This is a genomic window from Robertkochia sediminum (assembly GCF_016786255.1).
In the GTDB taxonomy this organism is placed as follows: Bacteria; Bacteroidota; Bacteroidia; order Flavobacteriales; family Flavobacteriaceae; genus Robertkochia; species Robertkochia sediminum.
This window is the reverse complement of record NZ_JADMKT010000080.1, coordinates 296,885-319,310: the sequence shown is the minus strand read 5'-3', so window position 1 is coordinate 319,310 and position 22,426 is coordinate 296,885. Positions and strand designations below refer to the sequence as shown.

Sequence of the window (22,426 nt, the reverse complement as noted above, 5' to 3'; positions counted from 1 at the left end):
CTTCTATGTTGTTTTCCAAGCAAAAAGCCTGTTTTTTACCATTATAGTCTTTCGGAAGCCCTTTTCAAAGCTTCCATTTCTGTTCATGATTCAAACACTCTTTCTCTTTGATGGTACTACTTTTTTACTAAAAACCCTTTCAATTAATCTTCTATCAACAGTCTCAATGCTTAGGCATTAGCTGCAATTTATTGTTCACTTTAAAAGGAAGGGGGACGTAAACTTCACCGAACAGTCTGCTTGCAGATCAGTGATCTTCAAGTGCTGCAATTGTAAACGAACGTTCGTTCCCCCTTTGTAATTTTCCCAGGTTTATAAATAGTACCATTAAAGTTAAAGCTTTCTGATTCACGCTATTTGTTTTTAACATACGACCCCATACTTATAAGGCTCTCGATGAATTAATACATAACGAATCCGGTTTAAAAGATTCTTGGCAATTCGAATGATAGCCTTATTCTTTTTCATCCGTTTACTCAAGTTGGTAAATCGTAAAGTCAGTGCAGGATCGCTGCGAACTGCACTCCAGGCCGCTTCGATCAATGTGTTCTTTACATTAGTTCGACCTCTGGAGCTTATACCCGAGGAGCTCTCCCGATCTCCTGAAGCATGTACCTTAGGCATTAATCCAAAATAACCGCAAAGACGGTCAAAGTTGGTAAAACGATGTATATCCCCAATTTGAGTCAGCAAAGTCATGGCTGTCACAACACCTATACCAGGTATGCTTTGCAGCAATAGTACATTCTCACGGTAATTATTACTCTTTGCCAGAGCTCTTAAACGAGAACTCACCTCTTTCTTCTTGACCTTTAAATATTGGCCGTAATCCAGATGAGCCTGAATAATGAATTTAAGATCCGGATACTTTACCATCTCACTTTCCAACCACGCAACATAAGCCTTAGTCCAACTCTTGCTCCCCCGGTCAAGTTCCTCAGGAATAGAAATCCCATACTGAAACAAAAGCGACTTAATCCGATTCTTCACCCTGGAAAGATCCTTCGTTAAACTATAACGCAAACGCAGTAAACTACGGTCTAACTCCAAATGCCGATCCGGAACATCGATCCCTTTAAGTAACTGGGATCGCAGTGTATTGGCTAGTTTCCTACTATCGACCGTATCATTCTTTCGTTGGCGATCCTTCTGACTTGTAGGGATATCTGCTGCATGTACCACCTGAGCATCTATACCCAATGAACGAAGTGTTCTGCAAGGAGTAAACCCATTGAAGCCCGCCTCGTAAACAGCCTTATAACAAGCTCCGGGATAATGCTTTTGAAGGTATTTTGCCAACCCTTGAGCATCAGCATCCCTACTCATCGTCTTCAGTTCAAAATTATCACTTAAAAGCGTGACCTTCCAACTCTTCTTATGACAGTCAATTCCAATATAAATTGTTTGCCCATCAAATCCTCTCGGCGTATCTTTAACTAATGTCGGCATAAGTCAATGTTTTTTAGATTGTTATTACCTTAAAATAAAAAACTTGGCTTATGCTTTTTTGTTTAATAATGCCCCAATTCTACCTTTGATTCTTTCCTCTTATTTCATTGGAACTGTGGCCTAAAACAAACATAGTAACTTTACCTCTTTACCCTCCAAAGCTTTAGCGACGGGGGACTTTACCCCCTTTTTCAAAAAAAAGTTTATTTTCGTAGGCACATCAGCTAAATATGTCCAAAACCACTACCCGCATACTCATCGCAGTCGCCATATGCCTTACCGTAGGCTTTCTGGCAGGTTTCGCTACCCAAACTTCGGTAGACACCTGGTATAGCACGCTCAATAAACCATCTTTCAATCCGCCTAACTGGATCTTCGGGCCGGTATGGACGGTCCTGTATATCCTTATGGGTATCGCAGCAGGAATGGTATGGGCACGTGGGGTATATCACATATGGGTAAAAACTGCCTTGTACCACTTCGGGTTTCAGCTTATGTTCAATGCCCTGTGGAGTATTGTTTTCTTCGGATTTAAACAGCCATTCTGGGCCCTTATGGTGATTCTCACCCTGTTGGTATTGCTGGTGCTCACCATCAAATGGTTCCGGGTGATCAGTAAAACCGCTTCCTGGTTGCTGGTACCTTATTTGCTCTGGGTGTGTTTTGCCACTGTGCTTAACTACAGCATTTGGTCGCTAAACTAAGTTAAGTGGTGATAGCCTTTGCGGCGATATAAGCCCCGGTCCAGGCATTCTGAAAATTGAATCCGCCGGTGATCGCATCAATATTGAGGATCTCTCCCGCAAAGAACAATCCGGGATGTTTTTTACTTTCAAAGGTTCTAAAATCGACCTCTTTCAGATCTACCCCTCCTGCCGTCACAAACTCTTCCTTAAAGGTGCTTTTACCGTTCACATTAAATTCGCAGGCCGTCAATTGCCTTGAAAGTTCCAGTAATTGCTGGCGCGACAGATCGGCCCAATTCGCGGTCTTTTCTATTCCTGAAGCTTCCAGCAAGGTATGCCACAAACGCTTAGGCAACTCGAAAGGCCTGGTTCGATAAGGCGATCTTCGGGGCGACGCTTCTACCTGGTCCTTTAACTGCTGTAGAACATCTTCCTGATGCTCCGGCTCCAGCCAGTTGACCTTAATGGTGAATTTATACTGTAGGTCGTGCAACTTCCTGGCTCCCCATGCCGACAAACGCAGGATGGCCGGACCACTCATACCCCAATGGGTAATCAGGGCAGGACCTTCGGCTTCCAGGCCTGTACCGGGAATACTTACCCCTGCAAAGGTGCTTAGCCCCTGCAGGCCTTTGATACGGGGGTCTTTAATGTTAAATGTAAATAATGAAGGAACTGGATCTACGATAGTATGTCCCATATTGCTCAGCATGCGCCATACCTTCTGACTGCTCCCTGTCGCTAATAGCAGTTTACGCGATCGGTAGGTGCCACCGGAGGTGTCGAGCTCCCAGTAGTTCTGGTAACGGAGTATGGTCTTTACCCCCCTGTTGGTGAGCACTTCGATCCCCAGTCTTTGGCATTCGTCGCGAAAACAATTAATGATCGATTCTGAAGAATCAGATTCCGGAAACATCCTGCCGTCTTCTTCGATCTTAAGAGGCACCCCCCGTTTTTCAAAGAAGTCTACGGTATCGCCACTGCAAAAGGTATGAAAGGGCCCCCGCAATTCCTGCTCCCCCCGAGGATAGTTCTTTACCAGTTCGTTCGGAATGAATTCGGCATGCGTTACATTACACCGACCTCCGCCGGATATCCTCACCTTACCCAAAACATCCTTTCCTTTTTCCAGAATAACCAGATGCAGGGATGGGTCGGCCTGGGCGATCTGTATCGCAGCAAAAAATCCGGCAGCTCCTCCGCCAACAATGATCACATCGTAGGTCATAACAGTTTTAATCCATTAATCGATCCGGATAATCGGTGATTATCGCATCTACGTTAAGTGCTAACATACGCTCCAGGTCGGGAAGGCGGTTTACGGTCCAGCACCATACTTGCAGGTTCGCTGCTTTAATATCGGCTACGGTCTGCGGTGTTAAGAGGTGGTGATCGGCGTTGATGGCCCCGGCATGAATTTCCCTCGCCTTTATAATAGCAGGATAAATGTCGTGTTCTGTTAGCACGCCAATGGCCATTTCAGGATCCAGGCTGCGATACACCTCCAGCTCATTCCACTTAAAACTGGAGATCAAAAGATCTTTTCGCTCCCATCCCGTCTTTCCTATGTAGCGTTCCAGGATACCGTGAACAGGCTTTGCCGTGCCATCACCTTTTAACTCGATATTGAGTAGTACGCGACCATCAATACGCTGTAAGACCTCCTCCAGGGTAGGAATGGGATATTTCCCCATCACAAGGATCTTTCGCAGTTCGTCCATGGTCATGGCTTCGATCTGTCCGTGAGCATTTGTAAGGCGACCCAGATCTTCGTCGTGAAAGACCACGACCTCTCCGCTTTTGATCAGGAACACATCGATCTCAATGCCATCCACTCCAAATTCAAGGGCTTGATCTATAGAGGCTATGGTATTTTCGGCAACATGACCCTTTGCTCCCCTGTGACCAATTATCATAGGCTTTTCACTAAAAATGAGGGCAAAAATAACTAATAAAAAACTAACTCTAAGCACTTTAACAATATGAGATCATTAAAAAATCTTTAAAGCTCAAAAACCTACAAATAAAACTGCAAGCCCCTGATCATCAAACCTAAAGTTATGATTTTTTTCCCACTCCCTAAGGTAGTTATACGCTATAGCCCACAGGGTTAATTGCCGGGCATATACAGAAACCTCCGGGCTACAGGTCTCAAAAAAAATCAGGTGGAGCTGCGGCCCCACCTGATCATTTCATTGCTATTTCAATATGTTCACCTGTCTTTACGGCATCTCAAGCACAACAGATGTTAAAGGAGGTAATTGCAATCTCAGGTAACCAATACCATTATCGGTATGCAGATTTGTCTCCATTCCGTTGAGCAGATCCTTCACTGGAGATTCTCCTTCAAGTCCCCAGGCACTCACTAAGTGTTCCGGGATACGCAGGGTAAACTCCTTTTGATTATTTGCATCGAAATTACTTACCACGACCATACGCTGACCATCGGTCCATCTTGCGAAAGCATACAAGCCGTCGTCATATCCTTCGTCTTGCTTCTCCAGGTTGAACAGATGGATATCTGCCCATGCTCCGGTAAAGGCTTCATTATCGGTACTGATATTTAAAATACGCTTGTAAAATTCTCTAAGCGCCTTCTCTTCTTCCGATAACTGTCCGCCGTCAAAAGCACCGTTATTCACCCAGCGCTGATGGTGTGACACTCCAATATAGTCAAAGATCGAAGTACGGGTAGGATCTCCGAATCCGGGTTCTTCCGCTCCCGGCTCCCCAACTTCCTGACCAAAATAGATCATGGTAGGCGCTGTGCTTATAAGGGTAGAAACTACCATAGCCGGACGTCCTTTTTGAGCATCACCGGCAAAGTCCGGACTCGCAATACGCTGCTCATCGTGGTTTTCAAGGAAGTGAAGCATATGGTGCTCAATATCCTTTAATCCCTCCTGGATAGGTGGTATATTCCGGGTTAATCCGCGATCCTGAAGAATATTTTTCAGGGTATCATAAAGCTCTACCTTATCGTAGAGGTAGTCCATTTTACCCTTGTGGATATAATCCCTGTAAAGGCTTGGATTGTACACCTCTGCTAAAAGGAAGGCATCGGGATTAGCTGTTTTGATGTGTGAATTCAGGTAACTCCAGAATTCTACAGGCACCATTTCGGCCATATCAAAACGGAATCCATCTACCCCTTTTTCGGTCCAGTAGAGTGCAATATCTCTGAATTTCTTCCAGGAATCAGGAACCGACTTATCCTGCCAAAAGGCGTAATGCGCTTTGTAATCTTCCCGGTCGTAACCGGCAGGAAGGGTATCGAAATCCTTCACTCCGTCGGGGGTTACCCCGTAGTTGATCTTCACGGTCTCGTACCAGTCGTGAAAATTAGGCTGTGCCAGTCTGGATCCGTTCCCGGTCCATTTAGCAGGGTCTTCATCAAAGGCACCATCTACCAAGGGATGAGCTTCACCTCCAAGAGGTTGATAGCCATTTTGCCATTCCGGGAGCCTGAAAGACTCTCCCGGGATATAGTAAAAATTGTTATCACGGGCATAGGCTACCGAAGTGTCGTCTGCCGAGCCGAAATCGCTTACCCCTTCCGGATTGGTCTTTCCTTCGTAATTTCTCGCCACGTGGTTAGGTACGATATCGATCAGAAGTTTTAATCCGTTATTATGGGTTCTTTCGATCAGCGCTTCAAATTCTTCCAGTCTTTTCGCCGGATCTTCTGCCAGATCGGGATTCACATTGTAGTAATCTTTTACCGCATAAGGCGATCCTGCACGACCTTTTACCACCTCGGGATCGTCATTAGAGATCCCATAGGGGGTGTAGTCGTTGATCACTGCATGGTGAGGCACCCCGGTATACCAAATATAGGTAGCGCCCAGGTCCTTGATCTCCTGAAGGGCCTTATCGGTAAAGTCATTGAACTTACCGACACCATTCTCCTCGATGGTCCCCCAGGGCTTGTTCCTTGTGTTCGTATTGCCGAACAACCGGGTGAACACCTGGTAAACCACTTCTTTCTTTTTCTCGGGTTTTAACATTTCCTGTTGTGTACTTTCTTTTTCTTCGGGGGCTTGCTGGCATCCTGAGACCCCAATAACCACCCCTAAAAGTACAGATATTACGCCTTTATTCATGTTATTCTTTAATTACGATGGTATAGTCAAGTGCCGGAACTTCTAAGGTCATACCAAACACTTCTCCGCTAAAAGTCTCTTCAGACTTATTGAACACCACGATTACCTCGTCGTTAAGGTAGGTACGTTTAATAGCCATCACCTTTGCATTGGGCAATTCGATCTCGGTATCTCCGTAGATCAGGGCCATATGATCTCTTCTCATATTCACCAGGGCACTCACCTTGGCTCTGAGGTTTTGCTCTGCAGTATCCAGACCTTCGAACTTCATCTGTCTTCTGTTATCCGGATCATTACCACCGGGCACACCGTATTCATCGGCGTAATAAATGGTAGGCACCCCTGGCACCACCATATTAAAAGCATGAAGCATTTCGAGCTTTTTATAGGCTGTAGAATCTGAGATCTCGATATCGCGCTGCCAACCTGCCGCTTTAGCATCTTCATTAAAGCTCACATCGCCGGAGGCATAACTAATAAAACGGGCACGATCCTGGTTTCCGGAGATATTCCCCATAAGGTGGTGACTTCCGTAGTACTCCATACCTTGCTCTACTGCTCTGGCGAGATTGTTGAAATCGGCTTCCGGCTGTGCGAATGCGATCACAGAAGCGTCGTACAGGTTAAAATCGAACTGAGCATCAAGCATTCCCGTATTTACATACCCTCTTATCAGGTCGTAGCTACCATAGGTCTCCCCGATCTGGTATATCGGACGATCGGTACGGCTTCTCACTTTGTGAGTAAGTGTCCTCCAGAACGATTCCTGAATGTGCTTGGTGGCATCGTGACGGAATCCGTCAAGATCGAAGCGGGTTACCCAGTAGGCTGCAGAATCGGTCATTTTTTCTACCACCTCAGGTTTCGAAAAATCCAGGGTTGGTAAATGTGTATCAAACCAGGTGGTAAAACGCTGGTCGTCCCATCTTTCAGTATTCATGGTTCCGTCCGGCAGGTAAAGGTCTGTTGCCCACTCAGGATGCTCCTGGTATAAGGGGTGTTCCTTATGCACGTGGTTGGCAACGTAGTCCAGGATCACGTTCATATTATTGGCGTGAGCTTTTTCGATCAGTGTTTCCAAAACCTCATCGGTACCAAAGCGGTGATCGACCTTCGTATTAGAAATAGGCCAGTAACCGTGATATCCGGAGAAACGGGTATATGGATCTTTCCAAAGGCCATAAGCACCTTCGGTATTTTGAGTAATTGGTGATAACCAGATGGTATTGATCCCCAGGGATTCAAAGTACCCGTCATCGATCTTATCTACTACCCCCTGCAGGTCGCCTCCAAAGTAATTGGCAATAGGCAGGATAGTATCATTATCCACTTTTTTGGTGTTCGATGGATCTCCATCGCGAAAACGGTCAACCATTAAGAAATACATCACCTGGCTGTGGAAGTCGGTACGCTCCAACTGAGAAGCATCGGTAACTACCTGTCCGCTCTCCAAAGGAATGAGCAGGTCGTTTCCGGTTCCGGCCTCACTGTAAGGATACACCCTAACAAAGCTGCGTCCTTCCGGCGCATACCCCGGCAAGGAGATGGTAGCCGTAGCGCCGTTCACGGTTACATTACCTTCAGAAATACGCTGATTCCCAAGATAAGCAACGAGTCCGCTAAGCGGCTGATCAGCGTTTAAGGTCAGGGTGTTCCCCTCTATGGCACCAAAGGTCACTAACGGCTTTTCGGCAGTTTCTCCAACTGAAAGGATGGAATTGAAACCTCCAAATCCGTTAGGCTGTTTAACCGGATTGGTTGGGTCGTTCATCTCCTTCCCGTCTACCACAAAAAGATATTGGTGATCGCCGGGATAGAAAACAGCCGTGTAAGACCAGACGCCGTCTTTCCAGTGCATCAGGGAGCGCTCAGGCACCCATCCGTTAAAAGCACCCTTCACCATAGGTTGCTTATAATCCTTATTCGCATCGGGTAAGGTGAACATCACCTGTTGTGCCGTACTCTTGAACACGGGGATATCATTCTCTACACCACCATGGGTATAGACCTTCAGATTGGTCACAGGCTTCATTCCCTGTCCCTGAACAATTTCCAGGGTCCCTTGTTCTTTATTCCACTGTACTTCAAAACCGTTTCCGCTTGCAACAGAATCGATCACCGATGGGTCGGTAAAATAATCCTGCAACAGGATCTCATTGTTATCGGGAGCCAGGTATACCGGGCTCGCCAGCGGTTCGATCACTGAATATTTATGCGTTGTTGGTTCCTGCTTACATCCGGTGAGCAGGGTTCCTAACAACAAGAGGCCAAAGGCCGAATGTAGTCGTTTCATAATGGGTCTTATTTAAGTTCGATGATCATTGGCGTCTTTCCGGCAACTTCCAGCGTACCCCCTGAAAGTTCTACGGGCTGCGAGGTAAGCACCTCCTCCCCTGCAGGCACCCCTTCAAGTATCTCAGCAAAGCGCGCAAGATCAAGGGTAACAGGATCATCATTGTTATTCAACACCACCATAATACGTTGCTCTCCCAAAATGCGGAAATACACGTATACTTCATCTTGTGGAACAAAGTGTACGGTTTTTCCTTTGTGTATTGCAGTGGCCGTTTTTCTCCAGTTAAAAAGTGTTTTACTAAAATCAAAATAGGCAGCTTGCTCTGCGGTACGCCCCGATGCTTCAAAAGCATTTTGCGTATCCCCTTCCCATCCGCCGGGAAAGTCCCTGCGAATATCAGCATCACCCTGAGCCTTATCGCCCTTCATACCGATCTCACTACCATAGTAGATCTGCGGGATCCCTCGAACCGTCGCCATGAGCGTCATAATAAGCTTATAATCCTGTAATTCAGGATACAGCTCATTAATACGGGAGGTATCGTGGTTCTCTGCGAACACCATGATGTTATCGATATCAGGATACAGGAAATCATTGGTGAAATTCTCATACACCTCAATGAGTCCTTTATCCCAGGAAGCCTCTTCTTTAAAGGCATCTGAGATCGCATCGTGAAGGGTGAAATCCATTACCGACGGCAGGTGCGAATTAAAGCCTTGAATGGCACCGACCTTACTGTCTTTTTGCCAATAGGCCATTTGCGCCTGGTCGTGCATCCAGACCTCTCCTACAATGTTGAAGTTAGGGTACTCATCCATAATGGCTTTGGTCCAGGCCGCCATCCCTTCTTTATTTCCATAGGAATAGGTATCTACACGAAAGCCGTCGAGATCGGCATATTCGATCCACCAGATGGCATTCTGAATAAGGTACTTCAGGGTAGCCGGGTTCCGCTGGTTCAGGTCGGGCATGGTCTTTACGAACCATCCGTCTTCGTTATAACGGGTATCGATGGCAGAAGCATTCGGGTCCATTTGGGTGGTCATGCGATAATTGGTCTGACCATATCCCGGAAACTGGTGGATCCAGTCGTATTCCGGAAGGTCTTTGATCATCCAGTGTAGCATCCCCCAGTGATTGGTCACGTAATCCATGATCAACTTCATGTCGCGCTTATGAAGTTCCTGCGCCAGACGACGATAGTCTTCATTGCTACCATAACGGGCATCGATATGATAGACATCGCTTTGCGCATAGGTATGGTAGGAATAAGTACTGTCGTTATCCTGGCACAAAGGAGTACTCCAAAGTGCGGTAGCTCCAAGTTCCTGAAGGTAATCCAGGTGATCTATAACCCCCTGAATATCGCCTCCATGTCTTCCTCCGGGAAGGGAACGGTCGGCCTTTTCGATCAGGTCAGGGCTGCTGTCGTTATCTGTATCGCCATTGGCGAAACGATCGGGCATGATCAGGTAGATCAGGTCTGAAGAATCAAAGCCTTTACGGTTCTCAGAATCAGCTCTTCTTTCCAGAAGGTCATAGGCGACCTCCATCTTTGTTCTTCCTTTTTTCTGAAGTTCCAGGGCATAACTCCCGGGTGTCTTTCCTGCTGTGGATATGGTCACAAAAAGGTAGTTCGGATTATCGGTACGTCTTACAGATAGTATTTCAAGATCATCCGATACTGGTTCGAGGGTTGAGATCTCTTTGCCGTAGATCATGAGCTCTACTTCGTCGTGAAGCATTCCGGCCCACCAGTTTGGCGGCTCAACCCTTAGTTGTTGTGAGTAGGCCATGCCTACCCACAACATTAAAAAGGTATAGGTTATTAAACGTCTCATAGGACAACTGCTTAAACGGTTATCGCTTTATCAGGTGCAACCTCCACGGTTTCACCATTCACTTTAAGTGAAATGGCTTCCCCTTTTTCGATGGTTACCGTTGTACCTCTTTGGGCTACGTTAACCTTAAGGATGGTATCCCTGAAGTTCACCTTAAAGGAGTATCCTTCCCACTGTGAAGGAATACGAGGCTCAAGGGAGATCATATCATCCTTGATACGCATACCTCCAAAGCCTTCAACAATACTCATCCAGGTACCGGCCATAGAGGTAATATGCAGTCCTTCGTGCACCTCCTTGTTATAGTCGTCAAGGTCAAGCCTTGATGTTCTCAGATAGAAGGTATAGGCCTGGTCCATTCGACCGAGCACGGCAGCCTGAATAGAGTGCACACAAGGCGATAAAGAAGATTCGTGTACGGTAAATGGCTCGTAAAAGTCAAAGTGCTTCTCAAGCTCCTCCTTCGTAAAGTGATCTTCAAAGAAGTAGAACCCTTGCAGGGTATCTGCCTGTTTGATATATGGCGATCGCAGAATACGATCCCATGACCAGAACTGGTTGATCGGGCGTTCGGCCTTATTCAGGTCTTCTACCTTGATCATTTCCTTATCCAGGAATCCGTCTTGCTGCAGGTATACCCCATGCTCTTCCGAATAAGGGAAATACATATTATCGGCGACCTTCATCCATTCGCTAAGCTCAGCATCGGTAAGTTTAGTTTTGGCCATGATGCGGGCGTAGTCTGTTCCGTAATCGGTTTTCACCTTATCGATCTGCTCCTTGGCATAGTCGATACACCACTTCGCAATGTAGTTGGTGTAGAAGTTGTTATTGATATTGTTCTCGTACTCGTTGGGCCCGGTAACACCAAGGATCACATATTTATCCTTAGCGGCCGAGTAATTGGCGCGCTGATGCCAGAATCTGGCGATCCCGATAAGCACTTCCAGTCCCATTTCCGGCACATAACTGTAGTCGCCGGTATAGCGAACATAATTAAAGATGGCAAATGAGATGGCTCCGTTACGGTGGATCTCCTCGAAGGTGATCTCCCATTCATTATGACATTCTTCCCCGTTCATAGTTACCATCGGGTAGAGGGCAGCGCCGTTCTTAAAGCCGAGCTTCTCTGCATTCTCGATCGCTTTTTCCAGGTGATTGTAACGATACTTCAGCAGGTTTCTGGCCACTCCGGCATCTTTGGTCGCCATATAGAATGGTAAACAATAGGCCTCTGTATCCCAGTAGGTACTACCTCCGTACTTCTCACCGGTAAATCCTTTTGGCCCGATATTGAGTCGGGCATCCTTACCTAAATAGGTCTGGTTGAGCTGGAAGATATTAAAACGGATACCTTGCTGTGCTTTCACATCGCCTTCAATGGTAATATCGGCCATATCCCAGATCGCAGCCCAGCTGGCAGCCTGCATCTCCTTAAGCTTCTCAAAGCCGAGTTCCATAGCCTTATCGATCTGCGCTTCAGAAACCTTGCGAAGGTCTTTTACCTCATGATTCATAGAGGTGACATATCCGGCCATTTTTACCAGGGCAGCAGTGCTGTTCGCCTCCACCTCAACGGTATAGGACATACATGCTTTATTGCTGGTGATATCAGATCCGGGCTTCGCCTCACGCTTCTTGTCGTCTACGAAAAGTGCAGCACGCATTCCGGTACACACATGGTATTCGGTTTTCATGGTCATCGACTCTACGAATCCGAATCCGTTCTCTACTCCGGCACCTTTGATATCCCAGAACTTATCATCCCAGTTAGAATCTTCATTGGTGATCCCACCATCCACATAAGGTGTAAAGACGATCTCTGCGGGACCGTTAAGTGGCGTTACTTCGTATTTAATTGCTCCGATCTCGTCGATATCAAGACTCAGGAAGCGCGTGGCGCAAACCTCGATCTGCATATCGTTAGGCAAGGTCGCCTTAAAACTACGCTGGTACCATCCTTCTTTCATATTGAGTTCGCGGCGGTAGTCTGAGATCTGCTTACAGGTATTAAGGTCGAGTTGCTCTCCGTTTACCTTAACATCTATCCCGATCCAGTTCGGAGCATTAAGCACTTTGGCAAAATATTCCGGGTAACCGTTCTTCCACCAACCCACACGGGTCTTATCGGGGTAATACACCCCGGCGATATAACTTCCCTGGAAGGTAGGGCCACTGTAGTGTTCTTCAAAATTGGCGCGTTGTCCCATAGCCCCGTTTCCAATACTGAACAGACTTTCGGACGATTTTACGCGATCTGCTTCAAAGCCTTCTTCAATTAAAGACCATGCGCTTGGTTTGATATAATCCTGATTCATTTTCTTTTAGGTTGTAGATTAACAATAAACTCCGGAGTAAACTCTGTAAAGTCGCTGTAAACATGATCGGCATGCCCCAGGTTTTCAGGACTTCCCAGTCCTATCGAGACCATCCCTGCATTGTTGGCAGCGGTTACTCCGGCTTCACTATCTTCAAATACCACACACTCCCCGGTGGGTACTCCGAGTTGTTCTGCAGCTACAAGGAAAACCTCCGGATCGGGTTTTGCCTTTTTTACGCTATTACCGTCTACGATGGTATCGAAGAGGCTTATCAATCCCGTTTTTTCAAGGATGAGCGGCGCATTTTTACTGGCCGACCCCAGGGCTACGGGATGCCCTTGTTCTTTTAATGCTCTTAAGAAGTCCTCTACCCCGGGAAGAATATCTGCAGCGGTCATGCGCTCCACATAGGTGAGGTAGTCCTCATTTTTTTCGGTCATGAGGCGTTCAAAATAGTCCTGTTCGATCTCTTTTCCGGCCCACTCCAGGATCTTCTTGAGGGAGTCTACACGACTCACCCCCTTAAGCTGTTCGTTAAGCTCTGGGGTCAGTGCAAAACCCAGTTCATCAGCAGTCTTCTTCCACGCCAGAAAATGAAAGCGTGCCGTATCTACGATCACACCGTCAAGATCAAATATAAATCCTTTCATATACTAATAGTTTTAAACGGGTCCTGGTGTTTAACCCTCAAGTTCTGTTTGTTCGTTATCGTCGACCTTAAGCGAAAGTAGTCCGGCAAGTATCATGGAAAATCCTCCAATAAGCAGGGCATAGACAGGTCGGCTGTCAAAGAATGTAGCGACCAGGAATCCGAGGATCGAAGCAGCCACCAACTGCGGGATCACAATAAAGAAGTTGAATACTCCCATGTAATACCCCATCTTAGAAGATGGCAGGGCTCCTGAAAGCATGGCATATGGCACAGATAAGATACTGGCCCATGCAATACCAACCCCGATCATAGGTAGTAGTTCGAGGTTCACAAAGGTAGGGTCTTTTACGAAGAAAATCCATATCAGTCCCGCTCCTCCAAGCAATAAGGCTAAAAAGTGGGTGAATTTCCTACTGGTCTTTTTGGCTAGCAAAGGAAGCAGAAAAGCTACTGCTGCAGCAATGATGTTGTAGTTAGCAAACATTTCCCCCACCTGGTTGGCACCGGTATTGTACAGTTCAGATGTGGTGTCTGTAGTACCGTAAATATGCTCAGTCACTGCGCCGGTGGTATAGATCCACATCGAGAACAAGGCAAACCAGGAAAAGAATTGCACCCATGCCAGTTGTTTCATCACCTTAGGCATGGACTGAAAATCGTTCATGATGGTTACAAAACCATTTTCATGACGACCGCGGGTTTGTAAATATCCTGAGATCACCAGGGCGAGTCCGCCAAGTCCGATCATCCCAAGAGATAAGACATAAAGGTCTTTCTTCAGATCGAAGAAGTAGATGAGATAAGAAAATAACACCCCTATAGCAAGGGCTATGGTTCCCACGGTTTGGTGTTGCTTCCCGTTCTTCGCATACCACGAAGGCGATCTCTCATCTTCATGATATTCTTCCTCCTGGCTTTCAAAAGCCGCCAGTTCTTCGGGAGAATATTCCTTAGAGGTAAAAACCGTCCACAATACCGTGATCAGGAATGCCGCACCTCCTATATAAAAAGAAAACTTCACAGAATCGGGGATCACCCCCTCTGCGGCCGTATTGGCAACTCCGAAATAGGTGAGGATATTAGGCAATTTCGAAGCCACATAGGCTCCGATCCCGATAAAGAAACTCTGCATGGCAAAGCCCATAGTACGCTGCCTGTTGGGCAGGTTGTCGCCTACAAAAGCCCTGAAAGGCTCCATAGACACGTTGATCGAGGCATCCATGATCCACAGCATTCCTGCCGCAAACCACAATACCGGTGAATTTGGCATCACGAAGAGTGCCATGGAGGCCAAAATGGCTCCTACCAGAAAATACGGGCGACGCCTTCCGAGGCGCGTCCACGTCCGGTCACTAAAGTATCCAATGATGGGTTGTACAATAAGCCCGGTTAAGGGGGCTGCTACCCAGAGAATGGGTATATCTTCTATCTCTGCTCCCAGGGTCTGAAAAATTCGGCTAACATTCGCATTCTGAAGGGCAAAACCCATCTGAATTCCGAGAAAACCGAAACTCATGTTCCAGATCTCTAAGAAGCTTAAACTACGCTTCTTCATTATCGTAAGTAATTGAGTTCGACTACGATAAGTGCGCTCACTTATCGAAACTTATAAAAAGGTGAGAAGTAGAAGCATAAGTTTCGAGCTCCAAAGATAGGAGTTTTTCAACAATCTCCCGTCCGAGTCAGGAAAAAATATGCGAAAACCATCGCAAAAAATGTTTTGCTATGTATCGCATTATCAGTACTATAACGTTGTAGTAGCCTCGTTTCGGGTCGACTCCCGGAGCTCGATCGTGGTCTTTATCACCTCGGTTCTGTAGTGGTCTTCAGGCTCCCGTCCCTCAAGTTTATCAATAAGCATTTTTGCCGTCATTTCGCCGATCTCGAAACCGTGTTGTACGACAGTGGTCAATGGCGGATTGGAATACTTGGAAAGGATCCCATCTGTAAAGCCCACTACCGAAATATCTTCAGGGATTCGAAACTCCCGTTTATGAGCTTCCTGCATAGCGATGATCGCATAGAGTTCGTTTACAGCAAAGATACCATCAACCACCTGATACTTAAGTAATTTACGAGCAGCTTCGGCGCACGCTTCCTCTCCATCAACTTTTACTACAAGGTTTTCGTTGAGTTCAATTCCGGCATCTCTAAGGGCATTCATATACCCAAGCGTTCGTAATTTCCCAACGCTTACGTGATCGTGAGTACTAATAATGGCGATCTTCCTGCAACCCGACCCAATCATCTGGTTCACCGCATTATACGCGGCCTGAGCATCATCGATCACCACCTTGTCGCAGTAGATCTCATCGGCCACACGATCGAACATCACCAGGGGCATTCCCATATTAACCACTTCTCTAAGGTGATGATAATCACCTTTTTCCTGGGTTTCCTTGGCCAGCGACATAATGAATCCGTCGGTACTCCCCTGGGCAAGGGCCTCCATATTAAGCACTTCCCGCTCAAAACTCTCGTTAGACAGACACACGATCACATTATACCCATTGGCATTGGCTATGTTTTCGATCCCACTGATGACCTGGGTAAAGAAATGATGAACTATATCCGGAATGATCACCCCAATGTTTCGAGATTGGCGGTTTTTGAGGCTTATCGCTATGTTATTCGGCCGGTAATTATAGAGCTTGGCAAAGGCCTGCACCTTATCCCGGGTGTCCTGACTTATTTCCTTACTGTCTTTCAGGGCTTTAGAAACCGTAGACACCGAAACATCGAGCTCTTTTGCGATCTGTTTGAGGGTCATCTTTCTCTTCATGTTGCGAATTTAACAAACCAGACTATGATTTTTATCAATCTTTCATAAAAAATCCACTTGATTTTGTTAATTTTTAAGGGTTTAGAAGTTATTAACACGAAAACGTTTTCGTTAACGTTTTCGTAACGCAAACGTTTTCTGAACCCTCCCTTTAGCTAATTTTACCCTCGAGAAGTACTAGCATAACATAGTAATAACATTAATTATTTAACTACTTATGAAGACAATGCAAAGATACATCGCCGCGTTCCTCCTGCTTTTCGGGCTCATCGCCCAGGCACAGGACACTGTGAGTGGTGTAGTAGTGGAACAGGCCACAGGAACTCCCTTACCAGGAGTGAATGTGATCGTAAAGGGTACGACCCGAGGTACTGCTACTGATTTTGATGGTAATTTTAACATCGAGGCCAGTACAGGTGAAATATTGGTTATTTCATACATCGGATTTATCACCCAGGAAGTTACCGTAAACGGACAACCTATTCAAGTAGCACTTGCCGAAGATGCGCAACAGCTGGGAGAAGTGGTTGTTATTGGTTATGGTACTGTTACTAAGGAAGAAGCCACTGATGCCGTAGACGTGGTTACCACAGAAGACTTCAACCAGGGACCTATCGTTTCTGCTCAGCAACTTATCCAAGGTAAGGTTGCAGGGGTTTCGATCACCACAGGTAGTGGTGCTCCCGGGGAAGGATCTAACGTTCTTATTCGTGGTATCAGCTCCCTTAGCCTTAACTCTAATCCGCTATTCGTAGTAGACGGTGTGCCGTTGAACGATGGTGGTGTTGGAGGTTCGCGTAACCCGCTTAACCTAATTAACCCTAACGATATTGAATCGATGAGTGTATTGAAGGATGCATCTGCAACTTCGATCTACGGTTCGCGTGCGGCAAACGGGGTGATCCTGATCACCACTAAAAAAGGTAAGGCCGGAGAACTTAAACTTTCATACAATGGGATCACTTCTGTTTACGAGCCTGTAAACCAGGTTGACGTACTAACAGCCGATGAGTTCAGAAATGTTGTGAATACATTCGGAGATGAAGAAGATATCGCTCGTTTAGGAAATGCTTCTACAGATTGGCAGGACCTTATCTACCAAACTGCTTTTGGTGGTGACCACACAGTTAGTGCCCAGGGAGGTATCTTTAACGTTCCTTTCCGTGCTTCTGTAGGTTACACCGATCAGGGAGGTATCCTTAAAGGAGATAACATGGAGCGTATGACCGGATCTTTCAACCTTCGTCCGAGACTACTCGAAGACGACCTGATCCTGGAATTCAACGCCAGAGTATCGCGTACAGAGAACAGATTCGCCAATCGCGGTGCTATCGGTTCTGCAAACTCTTTTGACCCAACACAAGCGGTATACGACAGAAACTCTCCATACTTCGCCTTTACAGACGAGAACGGAGTTGACTTTGGTTATACCTCTTACCTTAACGCAGATGGTACGCAACAAGCAAACCTTGCTCCTACCAACCCGATCGCACTTCTTGACCTTGTAAAAGACCAGGCTACTGTAGATCGTTTTGTAGGGAACTTCAAAGCAGATTACAAACTGCCTTTCGTAAACGGACTTACCGCTACCATCAACGCAGGTTACGATTACTCAAGTAGTGAAGGGTTTAGCCAAACTGCTGCTAACATTCCTACTTCAAGAACCGGATTTGACGGTTCGAGAAATGACTATACTCAGGAAGCTATCAACTCCTTGTTCGATGCTTACCTTACGTATAACAAAGATTTCGGAAACGACAACCTCGAGGCTGTTGCAGGTTATTCGTACCAAAAGTTCGAATTTGACAATAGCTCTATGAACACTGAGAGAATCCTTAATGAAGATGGTTCTCTTAATGAAGAAGCTTCTATTAACCAGCAATTCATCGACAAGTCGAGAAACGTACTCCTTTCTTACTTCGGAAGGGTGAAATACGACATCAACAACAAATACATCCTTAAAGCTTCGCTTCGTGCAGATGCCTCGTCTAAACTGAATCCTGACGATCGCTGGGGATACTTCCCATCGGCGGCTGCTGCATGGAACATCCACAACGAAGACTTCATGAGCGGAAACTTCTTTGATCAATTGAAACTACGTATTGGTTACGGGGAAGTAGGTAACGTAAACGGACTCGGAGACTACAACTTCCTTACCCGTTATGTAGGTAGTACTAATACCGCACTGTACCAGTTCGGAACGCAGTTCTACCAAACGTACCGTCCGGAGCCTATCAACGCAGACCTGAAATGGGAGGTGGGTAGTACCTGGAATGCCGGTCTGGATTTCGCGATCCTCAACAGCCGTGTGAACGGATCTGTGAACGCGTACATTAAAAAGACCAACGACCTTATCGCCAACACCGTGGTTGACCCATTTACCAACTTTGGTAATACCATCCCTGCGAACATCGGAGATATGGAGAACAAAGGTATCGAGATCGAACTCGGAGTTACTCCGGTAGAAACTGAAGATTTCCGTTGGACGATCAACTACAACGTAGCATTCAACGAGAATACCATCACCAGACTTCCTGACACCCAGGATGTAGGAGGGATCTCCGGAGGAACCGGTAACACCATCCAACGTCACCAGGAAGGACTTGCTCCTTTCAGCTTCTTCGTATACAAGCAGATCTACGACGAAAACGGAAATCCGATCGAAGGTGCTGTTGCCGATATCAACGGAGACGGACAGATCACTCCGGACGACCGCTATTTCTACAAAGATCCTTACGCGAATGTGATCATGGGTCTTAGTACCAGCATCAACTACAAGAACTGGGACTTCCAGGCAGTATCACGTGCAAATGTTGGAAACTATGTTTACAATAACGTAGCGAGTCAATCTGCTGTGAACAATGTATTCCAGAATGAAATTCTTACAAATACACACTCAGCGATCTTAACTACAGGATTTCAGCAATTTACAGAGCGAAATCTCATTAGTGATTATTATATTGAGAATGCTTCATTCTTCAGATTGGATAACGTAACCCTTGGTTACACCTTCCAAGATGCGTTCTTTGGAAACCCATTCCGTGTATACGGAGCTGCCAACAACCTGTTGGTGATCTCTAACTACAGCGGACTAGACCCGGAAATTACCGGAGGTATTGACAATAACTTCTACCCACGTCCGAGAGTATTTGTACTTGGGTTAGATCTTAACTTTTAATCTTACAGGACATGAAAAGGATAAAATATTTAGTCTTAAGCTTGATAGCCGGAAGTATGATGACGGCTTGTCACAGTGACCTGGACCAAACACCTATCGATCCGGACCTTTTTACTGAGGTCGATGTGTATCAGAATGTAGACGAGGCCAAATCGGCCTTGGCTAAAGTATATGCTTCCCTGGCCCTAACCGGTCAGCAGGGACCTGCCGGACAACCTGATATCTCAGGATTTGACGAAGGATCTTTCGGATTCACCCGTATGCTCTTCAACATGAACGAGCTTACTACAGACCACCTGGTAAACGCATGGTCTGACCCTGCCCTTCCGGGCCTTCAGCTCATGACATGGGATGCAGGAAACGATTACGCAGAAGCCATGTACTACAGATTGGCTCAGGTAGTGAGTTTCAGCAACTCATTTATTTCTCTGGCCGGACAGCTTGAAGCTGAAGAAGCCAGCTCTATGATCGCAGAGGCCAGATTCATCAGAGCCTATGCGTATTACAACCTGATGGACCTCTATGCGAACGTTCCTCTGGTAACAGAGATCAGCACCGAGTTACCTACACAAAGTAACCGTGCAGAGATCTTCCCATTTATCGAAACGGAGCTGAAAGAGATCATCGATCTTCTTCCTGCTGCCCGCGGTAATGAATATTCAAGAGTAGACCGAGTAGCTGCTCAGGCGCTGCTTTCAAGAATGTACCTGAACGCTGAAGTATTTATCGGAGAAGACCGTTATGCAGACGCCTTGATGTATGCAGAAGAAGTGATCAACAGCGGTTACACCCTGAACACTACCGATGGCAACAACAACGGGAACGCATACGACGAACTCTTCCTTGCCGATAACGACAGCAATGGTGCCCAGAACGAATTTATTTTCGTGCTCAACTACGACGGTATCCAGTCGCAGGCGTATTCAGGAGCTACCTTCCTGGTAAAATCTACGGCTTCAGGAAACTGGGGAGACCTTCAAAAACTGTTAGGAGTTAACGGAGCATGGGGTGGTTACAGAACTACCAAAAGTATGGTAGAAAAATTTGATTACGCCATTACAGGAAGTGACGCAGACGGATTCCCGATCGCATGGAGAGATGGTCGTGCTAACTTCTTTACTGAAGGTCATAACTACGAGATCCAAACTTTGCTAAACACTTTTGAAGACGGATACGGATTCATCAAATTCCGCAACCTGAAGATCAATGGTGAGCCAGGAAACGATATCTCAGGTGAGCATGCCGACTGTGACGTACCACTTATTCGTTTGGCCGAAGTGTACCTGAACTATGCCGAAGCAGCCGTAAAAGGTGGTGGAGGTAGCCTGGCTACAGCAACCGGTCTTATTAACGAACTAAGAACTCGTGCCGGTGCGCCAACGATCACTCAAGGCGACCTTACCCCTCAGTTCGTCCTGGATGAAAGATCAAGAGAATTACAGTGGGAAGGTTTAAGAAGAACCGACCTGATCCGTTACGGACAATTTACTTCTTCCAGCTATGTATGGCCTTTCAAAGGAGGTACACAGAACGGAACAGGAGTAGAAGACTTCCGTAAGATCTTCCCATTACCTGTTAACGTACTAAACATCAACCCTAACTTAACTCAAAATCCTGGTTACTAAAATCTATTAACAATGAAAAAAATAGTTAGAAACATAAAGTTATTCGCCCTGGCAGCTGCTGCGGGATTAGGATTCACTGCTTGTGATAATGAAGACTACCTGGAGATCACTGCGGTGGCTCCTGTAGACACCCTCGTGTTTACCAACACCCTTGAGACGGAATACCTCATTTCTTCTCAAACCAATGCCAACGTGGCAGAGCGCTTTGTATGGAGTACTCCTGACTTTGGAGCACCAACTCCTGTGCAATACGCCCTTGAAGGTTCGGTAAATGCCGACTTCTCGACAGAAGACTACAATTCTGGTGCTGTTTCTGAGAACAACCAGGCTGTTAAGGTAAAAGACCTGATGGCGATGGCAGAAGCGCTTGGACTGGATTCAGACCCGACTACCTCAGGTCCTGACGGAGAGCCTAACAATACCGGGGAAGTTTACTTCCGCGTAAAAGCCTTTGTTGGTGATGAAGGTGCTGTAAATGGTGTGAACACCATTTCTGAGATCGCTGCAATGACCATTACCATGATCGAAGAAACAGGTGCCGGAAGCGGTATCTCTATCGCTTCATGGGGTGTTGTAGGTTCAGCGGCTAACAACTGGGGCGCTTATCCTGACCTTCCGATGTATGATGACGGTAGCGGAGTGCTCTTCGGATATGTTTACCTGAATGCAGGTGAAATGAAATTCCGTGAGAACAACGACTGGGGTAACAACCTCGGAGATACAGGAGCAGACGGGATCACTGATCCTGACGGAGACAATATCGCGATCGCAGAAGCAGGTCGTTACAAAGTAACCCTTGACACCAACTCTGGTGCTTACACCATCGAGCCATTTACAATTGGTGTTGTTGGTTCTGCTTACAACGACTGGGGAGGTGCTGGTCCTGATGCGCCACTTTACTACGACTATACTACAGATACCTTCAAGGCAGGCGTTCAGCTTATGGAAGGTGAAATGAAGCTTCGTGTAAACAATGACTGGGCTGTAAACTACGGTGCAGATGCTGAAGGAAACATCACTGAAGATAATATTCCGGTTGCTGCAGGACACTACCTGATCACCCTTGACCTTAATAACAACACAATCGCTGTTGCTGAGACAACGACCTACGGTGTTGTTGGTTCTGCCTTCAACGACTGGGGAGGTGCTGGTCCTGATGCTGCCCTTACCGAGATCCAGCCTGGTATCTTCTACGCAGACGGAGTAATGCTTCTCGATGGAGAAATGAAGTTCCGTGTGAACAACGACTGGGGAGTGAACTACGGTGATACCGGAGTTGACGGAATCCTCGATCTTGATGGAGACAACATCGCTACTACTGCCGGTACATACCGAGTAATGGTAGACTTTACAGACAGCAGTGCTCCTACCTACACACTTTACGGTTTCGAATAAATGATCTATTCAAAATCCATATAAGTACCAAAGGGAGGGTTTTTGCCGCAAGGCAAAAGCCCTCCCTTATTTTATATTAAATGTTTTATGAAGAAATT

General features: G+C 46.4%; 14 protein-coding genes. 4 read left to right on the top strand and 10 right to left on the bottom strand.

Annotated features, from left to right (window positions below; translation table 11 throughout):
• Positions 1 to 363: 363 nt before the first annotated feature.
• Positions 364 to 1,449 carry an IS110 family RNA-guided transposase gene (locus IS446_RS14580; protein ID WP_203057834.1) on the bottom strand — a complete coding sequence of 362 codons (1,086 nt, stop codon included), beginning with the start codon at positions 1,447 to 1,449 and terminating at the stop codon, positions 364 to 366.
• A gap of 230 nt (positions 1,450 to 1,679) precedes the next feature.
• On the opposite strand from IS446_RS14580, the gene IS446_RS14575 reads away from it, so the two are divergent.
• Positions 1,680 to 2,153: a TspO/MBR family protein gene (locus tag IS446_RS14575; RefSeq protein WP_203061491.1), complete on the top strand. Its 474-nt coding sequence runs from the start codon at positions 1,680 to 1,682 to the stop codon at positions 2,151 to 2,153.
• A gap of 1 nt (position 2,154) precedes the next feature.
• On the opposite strand, the gene IS446_RS14570 is transcribed toward IS446_RS14575, so the two are convergent.
• The 9 genes from IS446_RS14570 to IS446_RS14530 all read right to left on the bottom strand — a co-directional run bounded on the left by IS446_RS14570 (position 2,155) and on the right by IS446_RS14530 (position 16,130).
• Positions 2,155 to 3,363 (bottom strand): BaiN/RdsA family NAD(P)/FAD-dependent oxidoreductase, encoded by a 1,209-nt coding sequence (locus tag IS446_RS14570; RefSeq protein WP_203061490.1) that lies wholly within the window; start codon positions 3,361 to 3,363, stop codon positions 2,155 to 2,157.
• 7 nt (positions 3,364 to 3,370) lie between these two features.
• Positions 3,371 to 4,051: a glycerophosphodiester phosphodiesterase gene (locus IS446_RS14565; protein WP_203061489.1), complete on the bottom strand. Its 681-nt coding sequence runs from the start codon at positions 4,049 to 4,051 to the stop codon at positions 3,371 to 3,373.
• A gap of 306 nt (positions 4,052 to 4,357) precedes the next feature.
• Entirely contained in the window at positions 4,358 to 6,238 is a 1,881-nt protein-coding gene (locus tag IS446_RS14560) for an alpha-amylase family glycosyl hydrolase (protein WP_203061488.1), read from the bottom strand.
• A gap of 1 nt (position 6,239) precedes the next feature.
• On the bottom strand, positions 6,240 to 8,531 hold the full coding sequence (locus tag IS446_RS14555) for an alpha-amylase family glycosyl hydrolase (protein ID WP_203061487.1): 2,292 nt from the start codon (positions 8,529 to 8,531) through the stop codon (positions 6,240 to 6,242).
• An 8-nt stretch (positions 8,532 to 8,539) separates the two neighbouring features.
• Positions 8,540 to 10,375 carry a glycoside hydrolase family 13 protein gene (locus IS446_RS14550; RefSeq protein ID WP_203061486.1) on the bottom strand — a complete coding sequence of 612 codons (1,836 nt, stop codon included), beginning with the start codon at positions 10,373 to 10,375 and terminating at the stop codon, positions 8,540 to 8,542.
• An 11-nt stretch (positions 10,376 to 10,386) separates the two neighbouring features.
• A complete protein-coding gene (locus tag IS446_RS14545) occupies positions 10,387 to 12,693 on the bottom strand; it encodes a glycoside hydrolase family 65 protein (RefSeq protein ID WP_203061485.1) in 2,307 nt (768 codons plus the stop codon).
• Positions 12,690 to 13,346 (bottom strand): beta-phosphoglucomutase, encoded by a 657-nt coding sequence (gene pgmB, locus IS446_RS14540; protein WP_203061484.1) that lies wholly within the window; start codon positions 13,344 to 13,346, stop codon positions 12,690 to 12,692. Before pgmB ends, IS446_RS14545 begins: the two co-directional genes overlap by 4 nt.
• A gap of 30 nt (positions 13,347 to 13,376) precedes the next feature.
• Positions 13,377 to 14,903 (bottom strand): MFS transporter, encoded by a 1,527-nt coding sequence (locus tag IS446_RS14535; RefSeq protein WP_203061483.1) that lies wholly within the window; start codon positions 14,901 to 14,903, stop codon positions 13,377 to 13,379.
• A gap of 189 nt (positions 14,904 to 15,092) precedes the next feature.
• Entirely contained in the window at positions 15,093 to 16,130 is a 1,038-nt protein-coding gene (locus IS446_RS14530; protein ID WP_203061482.1) for a LacI family DNA-binding transcriptional regulator, read from the bottom strand.
• Positions 16,131 to 16,347: 217 nt separating this feature from the next.
• Between IS446_RS14530 and IS446_RS14525 the strand changes: the two genes are divergently transcribed.
• From IS446_RS14525 to IS446_RS14515, 3 genes are read left to right on the top strand one after another with little or no spacing between them, the layout of a single operon-like run.
• Positions 16,348 to 19,308 carry a SusC/RagA family TonB-linked outer membrane protein gene (locus IS446_RS14525; protein WP_203061481.1) on the top strand — a complete coding sequence of 987 codons (2,961 nt, stop codon included), beginning with the start codon at positions 16,348 to 16,350 and terminating at the stop codon, positions 19,306 to 19,308.
• Positions 19,309 to 19,319: 11 nt separating this feature from the next.
• Positions 19,320 to 20,933 (top strand): RagB/SusD family nutrient uptake outer membrane protein, encoded by a 1,614-nt coding sequence (locus tag IS446_RS14520; RefSeq protein ID WP_203061480.1) that lies wholly within the window; start codon positions 19,320 to 19,322, stop codon positions 20,931 to 20,933.
• A 12-nt stretch (positions 20,934 to 20,945) separates the two neighbouring features.
• Positions 20,946 to 22,328, top strand: a complete 1,383-nt coding sequence (locus tag IS446_RS14515; RefSeq protein WP_203061479.1) for a SusF/SusE family outer membrane protein — start codon at positions 20,946 to 20,948, stop codon at positions 22,326 to 22,328.
• Positions 22,329 to 22,426 lie beyond the last annotated feature (98 nt).

What these genes read in the sequence shown, in the direction of transcription:
- IS446_RS14580 (WP_203057834.1), bottom strand. Translation starts at nt 1,449, where the DNA reads ATGCCGACATTAGTTAAAGATACGCCGAGAGGATTTGATGGGCAAACA.
- IS446_RS14575 (WP_203061491.1), top strand. Translation starts at nt 1,680, where the DNA reads ATGTCCAAAACCACTACCCGCATACTCATCGCAGTCGCCATATGCCTT.
- IS446_RS14570 (WP_203061490.1), bottom strand. Translation starts at nt 3,363, where the DNA reads ATGACCTACGATGTGATCATTGTTGGCGGAGGAGCTGCCGGATTTTTT.
- IS446_RS14565 (WP_203061489.1), bottom strand. Translation starts at nt 4,051, where the DNA reads ATGATAATTGGTCACAGGGGAGCAAAGGGTCATGTTGCCGAAAATACC.
- IS446_RS14560 (WP_203061488.1), bottom strand. Translation starts at nt 6,238, where the DNA reads ATGAATAAAGGCGTAATATCTGTACTTTTAGGGGTGGTTATTGGGGTC.
- IS446_RS14555 (WP_203061487.1), bottom strand. Translation starts at nt 8,531, where the DNA reads ATGAAACGACTACATTCGGCCTTTGGCCTCTTGTTGTTAGGAACCCTG.
- IS446_RS14550 (WP_203061486.1), bottom strand. Translation starts at nt 10,375, where the DNA reads ATGAGACGTTTAATAACCTATACCTTTTTAATGTTGTGGGTAGGCATG.
- IS446_RS14545 (WP_203061485.1), bottom strand. Translation starts at nt 12,693, where the DNA reads ATGAATCAGGATTATATCAAACCAAGCGCATGGTCTTTAATTGAAGAA.
- pgmB (WP_203061484.1), bottom strand. Translation starts at nt 13,346, where the DNA reads ATGAAAGGATTTATATTTGATCTTGACGGTGTGATCGTAGATACGGCA.
- IS446_RS14535 (WP_203061483.1), bottom strand. Translation starts at nt 14,903, where the DNA reads ATGAAGAAGCGTAGTTTAAGCTTCTTAGAGATCTGGAACATGAGTTTC.
- IS446_RS14530 (WP_203061482.1), bottom strand. Translation starts at nt 16,130, where the DNA reads ATGAAGAGAAAGATGACCCTCAAACAGATCGCAAAAGAGCTCGATGTT.
- IS446_RS14525 (WP_203061481.1), top strand. Translation starts at nt 16,348, where the DNA reads ATGAAGACAATGCAAAGATACATCGCCGCGTTCCTCCTGCTTTTCGGG.
- IS446_RS14520 (WP_203061480.1), top strand. Translation starts at nt 19,320, where the DNA reads ATGAAAAGGATAAAATATTTAGTCTTAAGCTTGATAGCCGGAAGTATG.
- IS446_RS14515 (WP_203061479.1), top strand. Translation starts at nt 20,946, where the DNA reads ATGAAAAAAATAGTTAGAAACATAAAGTTATTCGCCCTGGCAGCTGCT.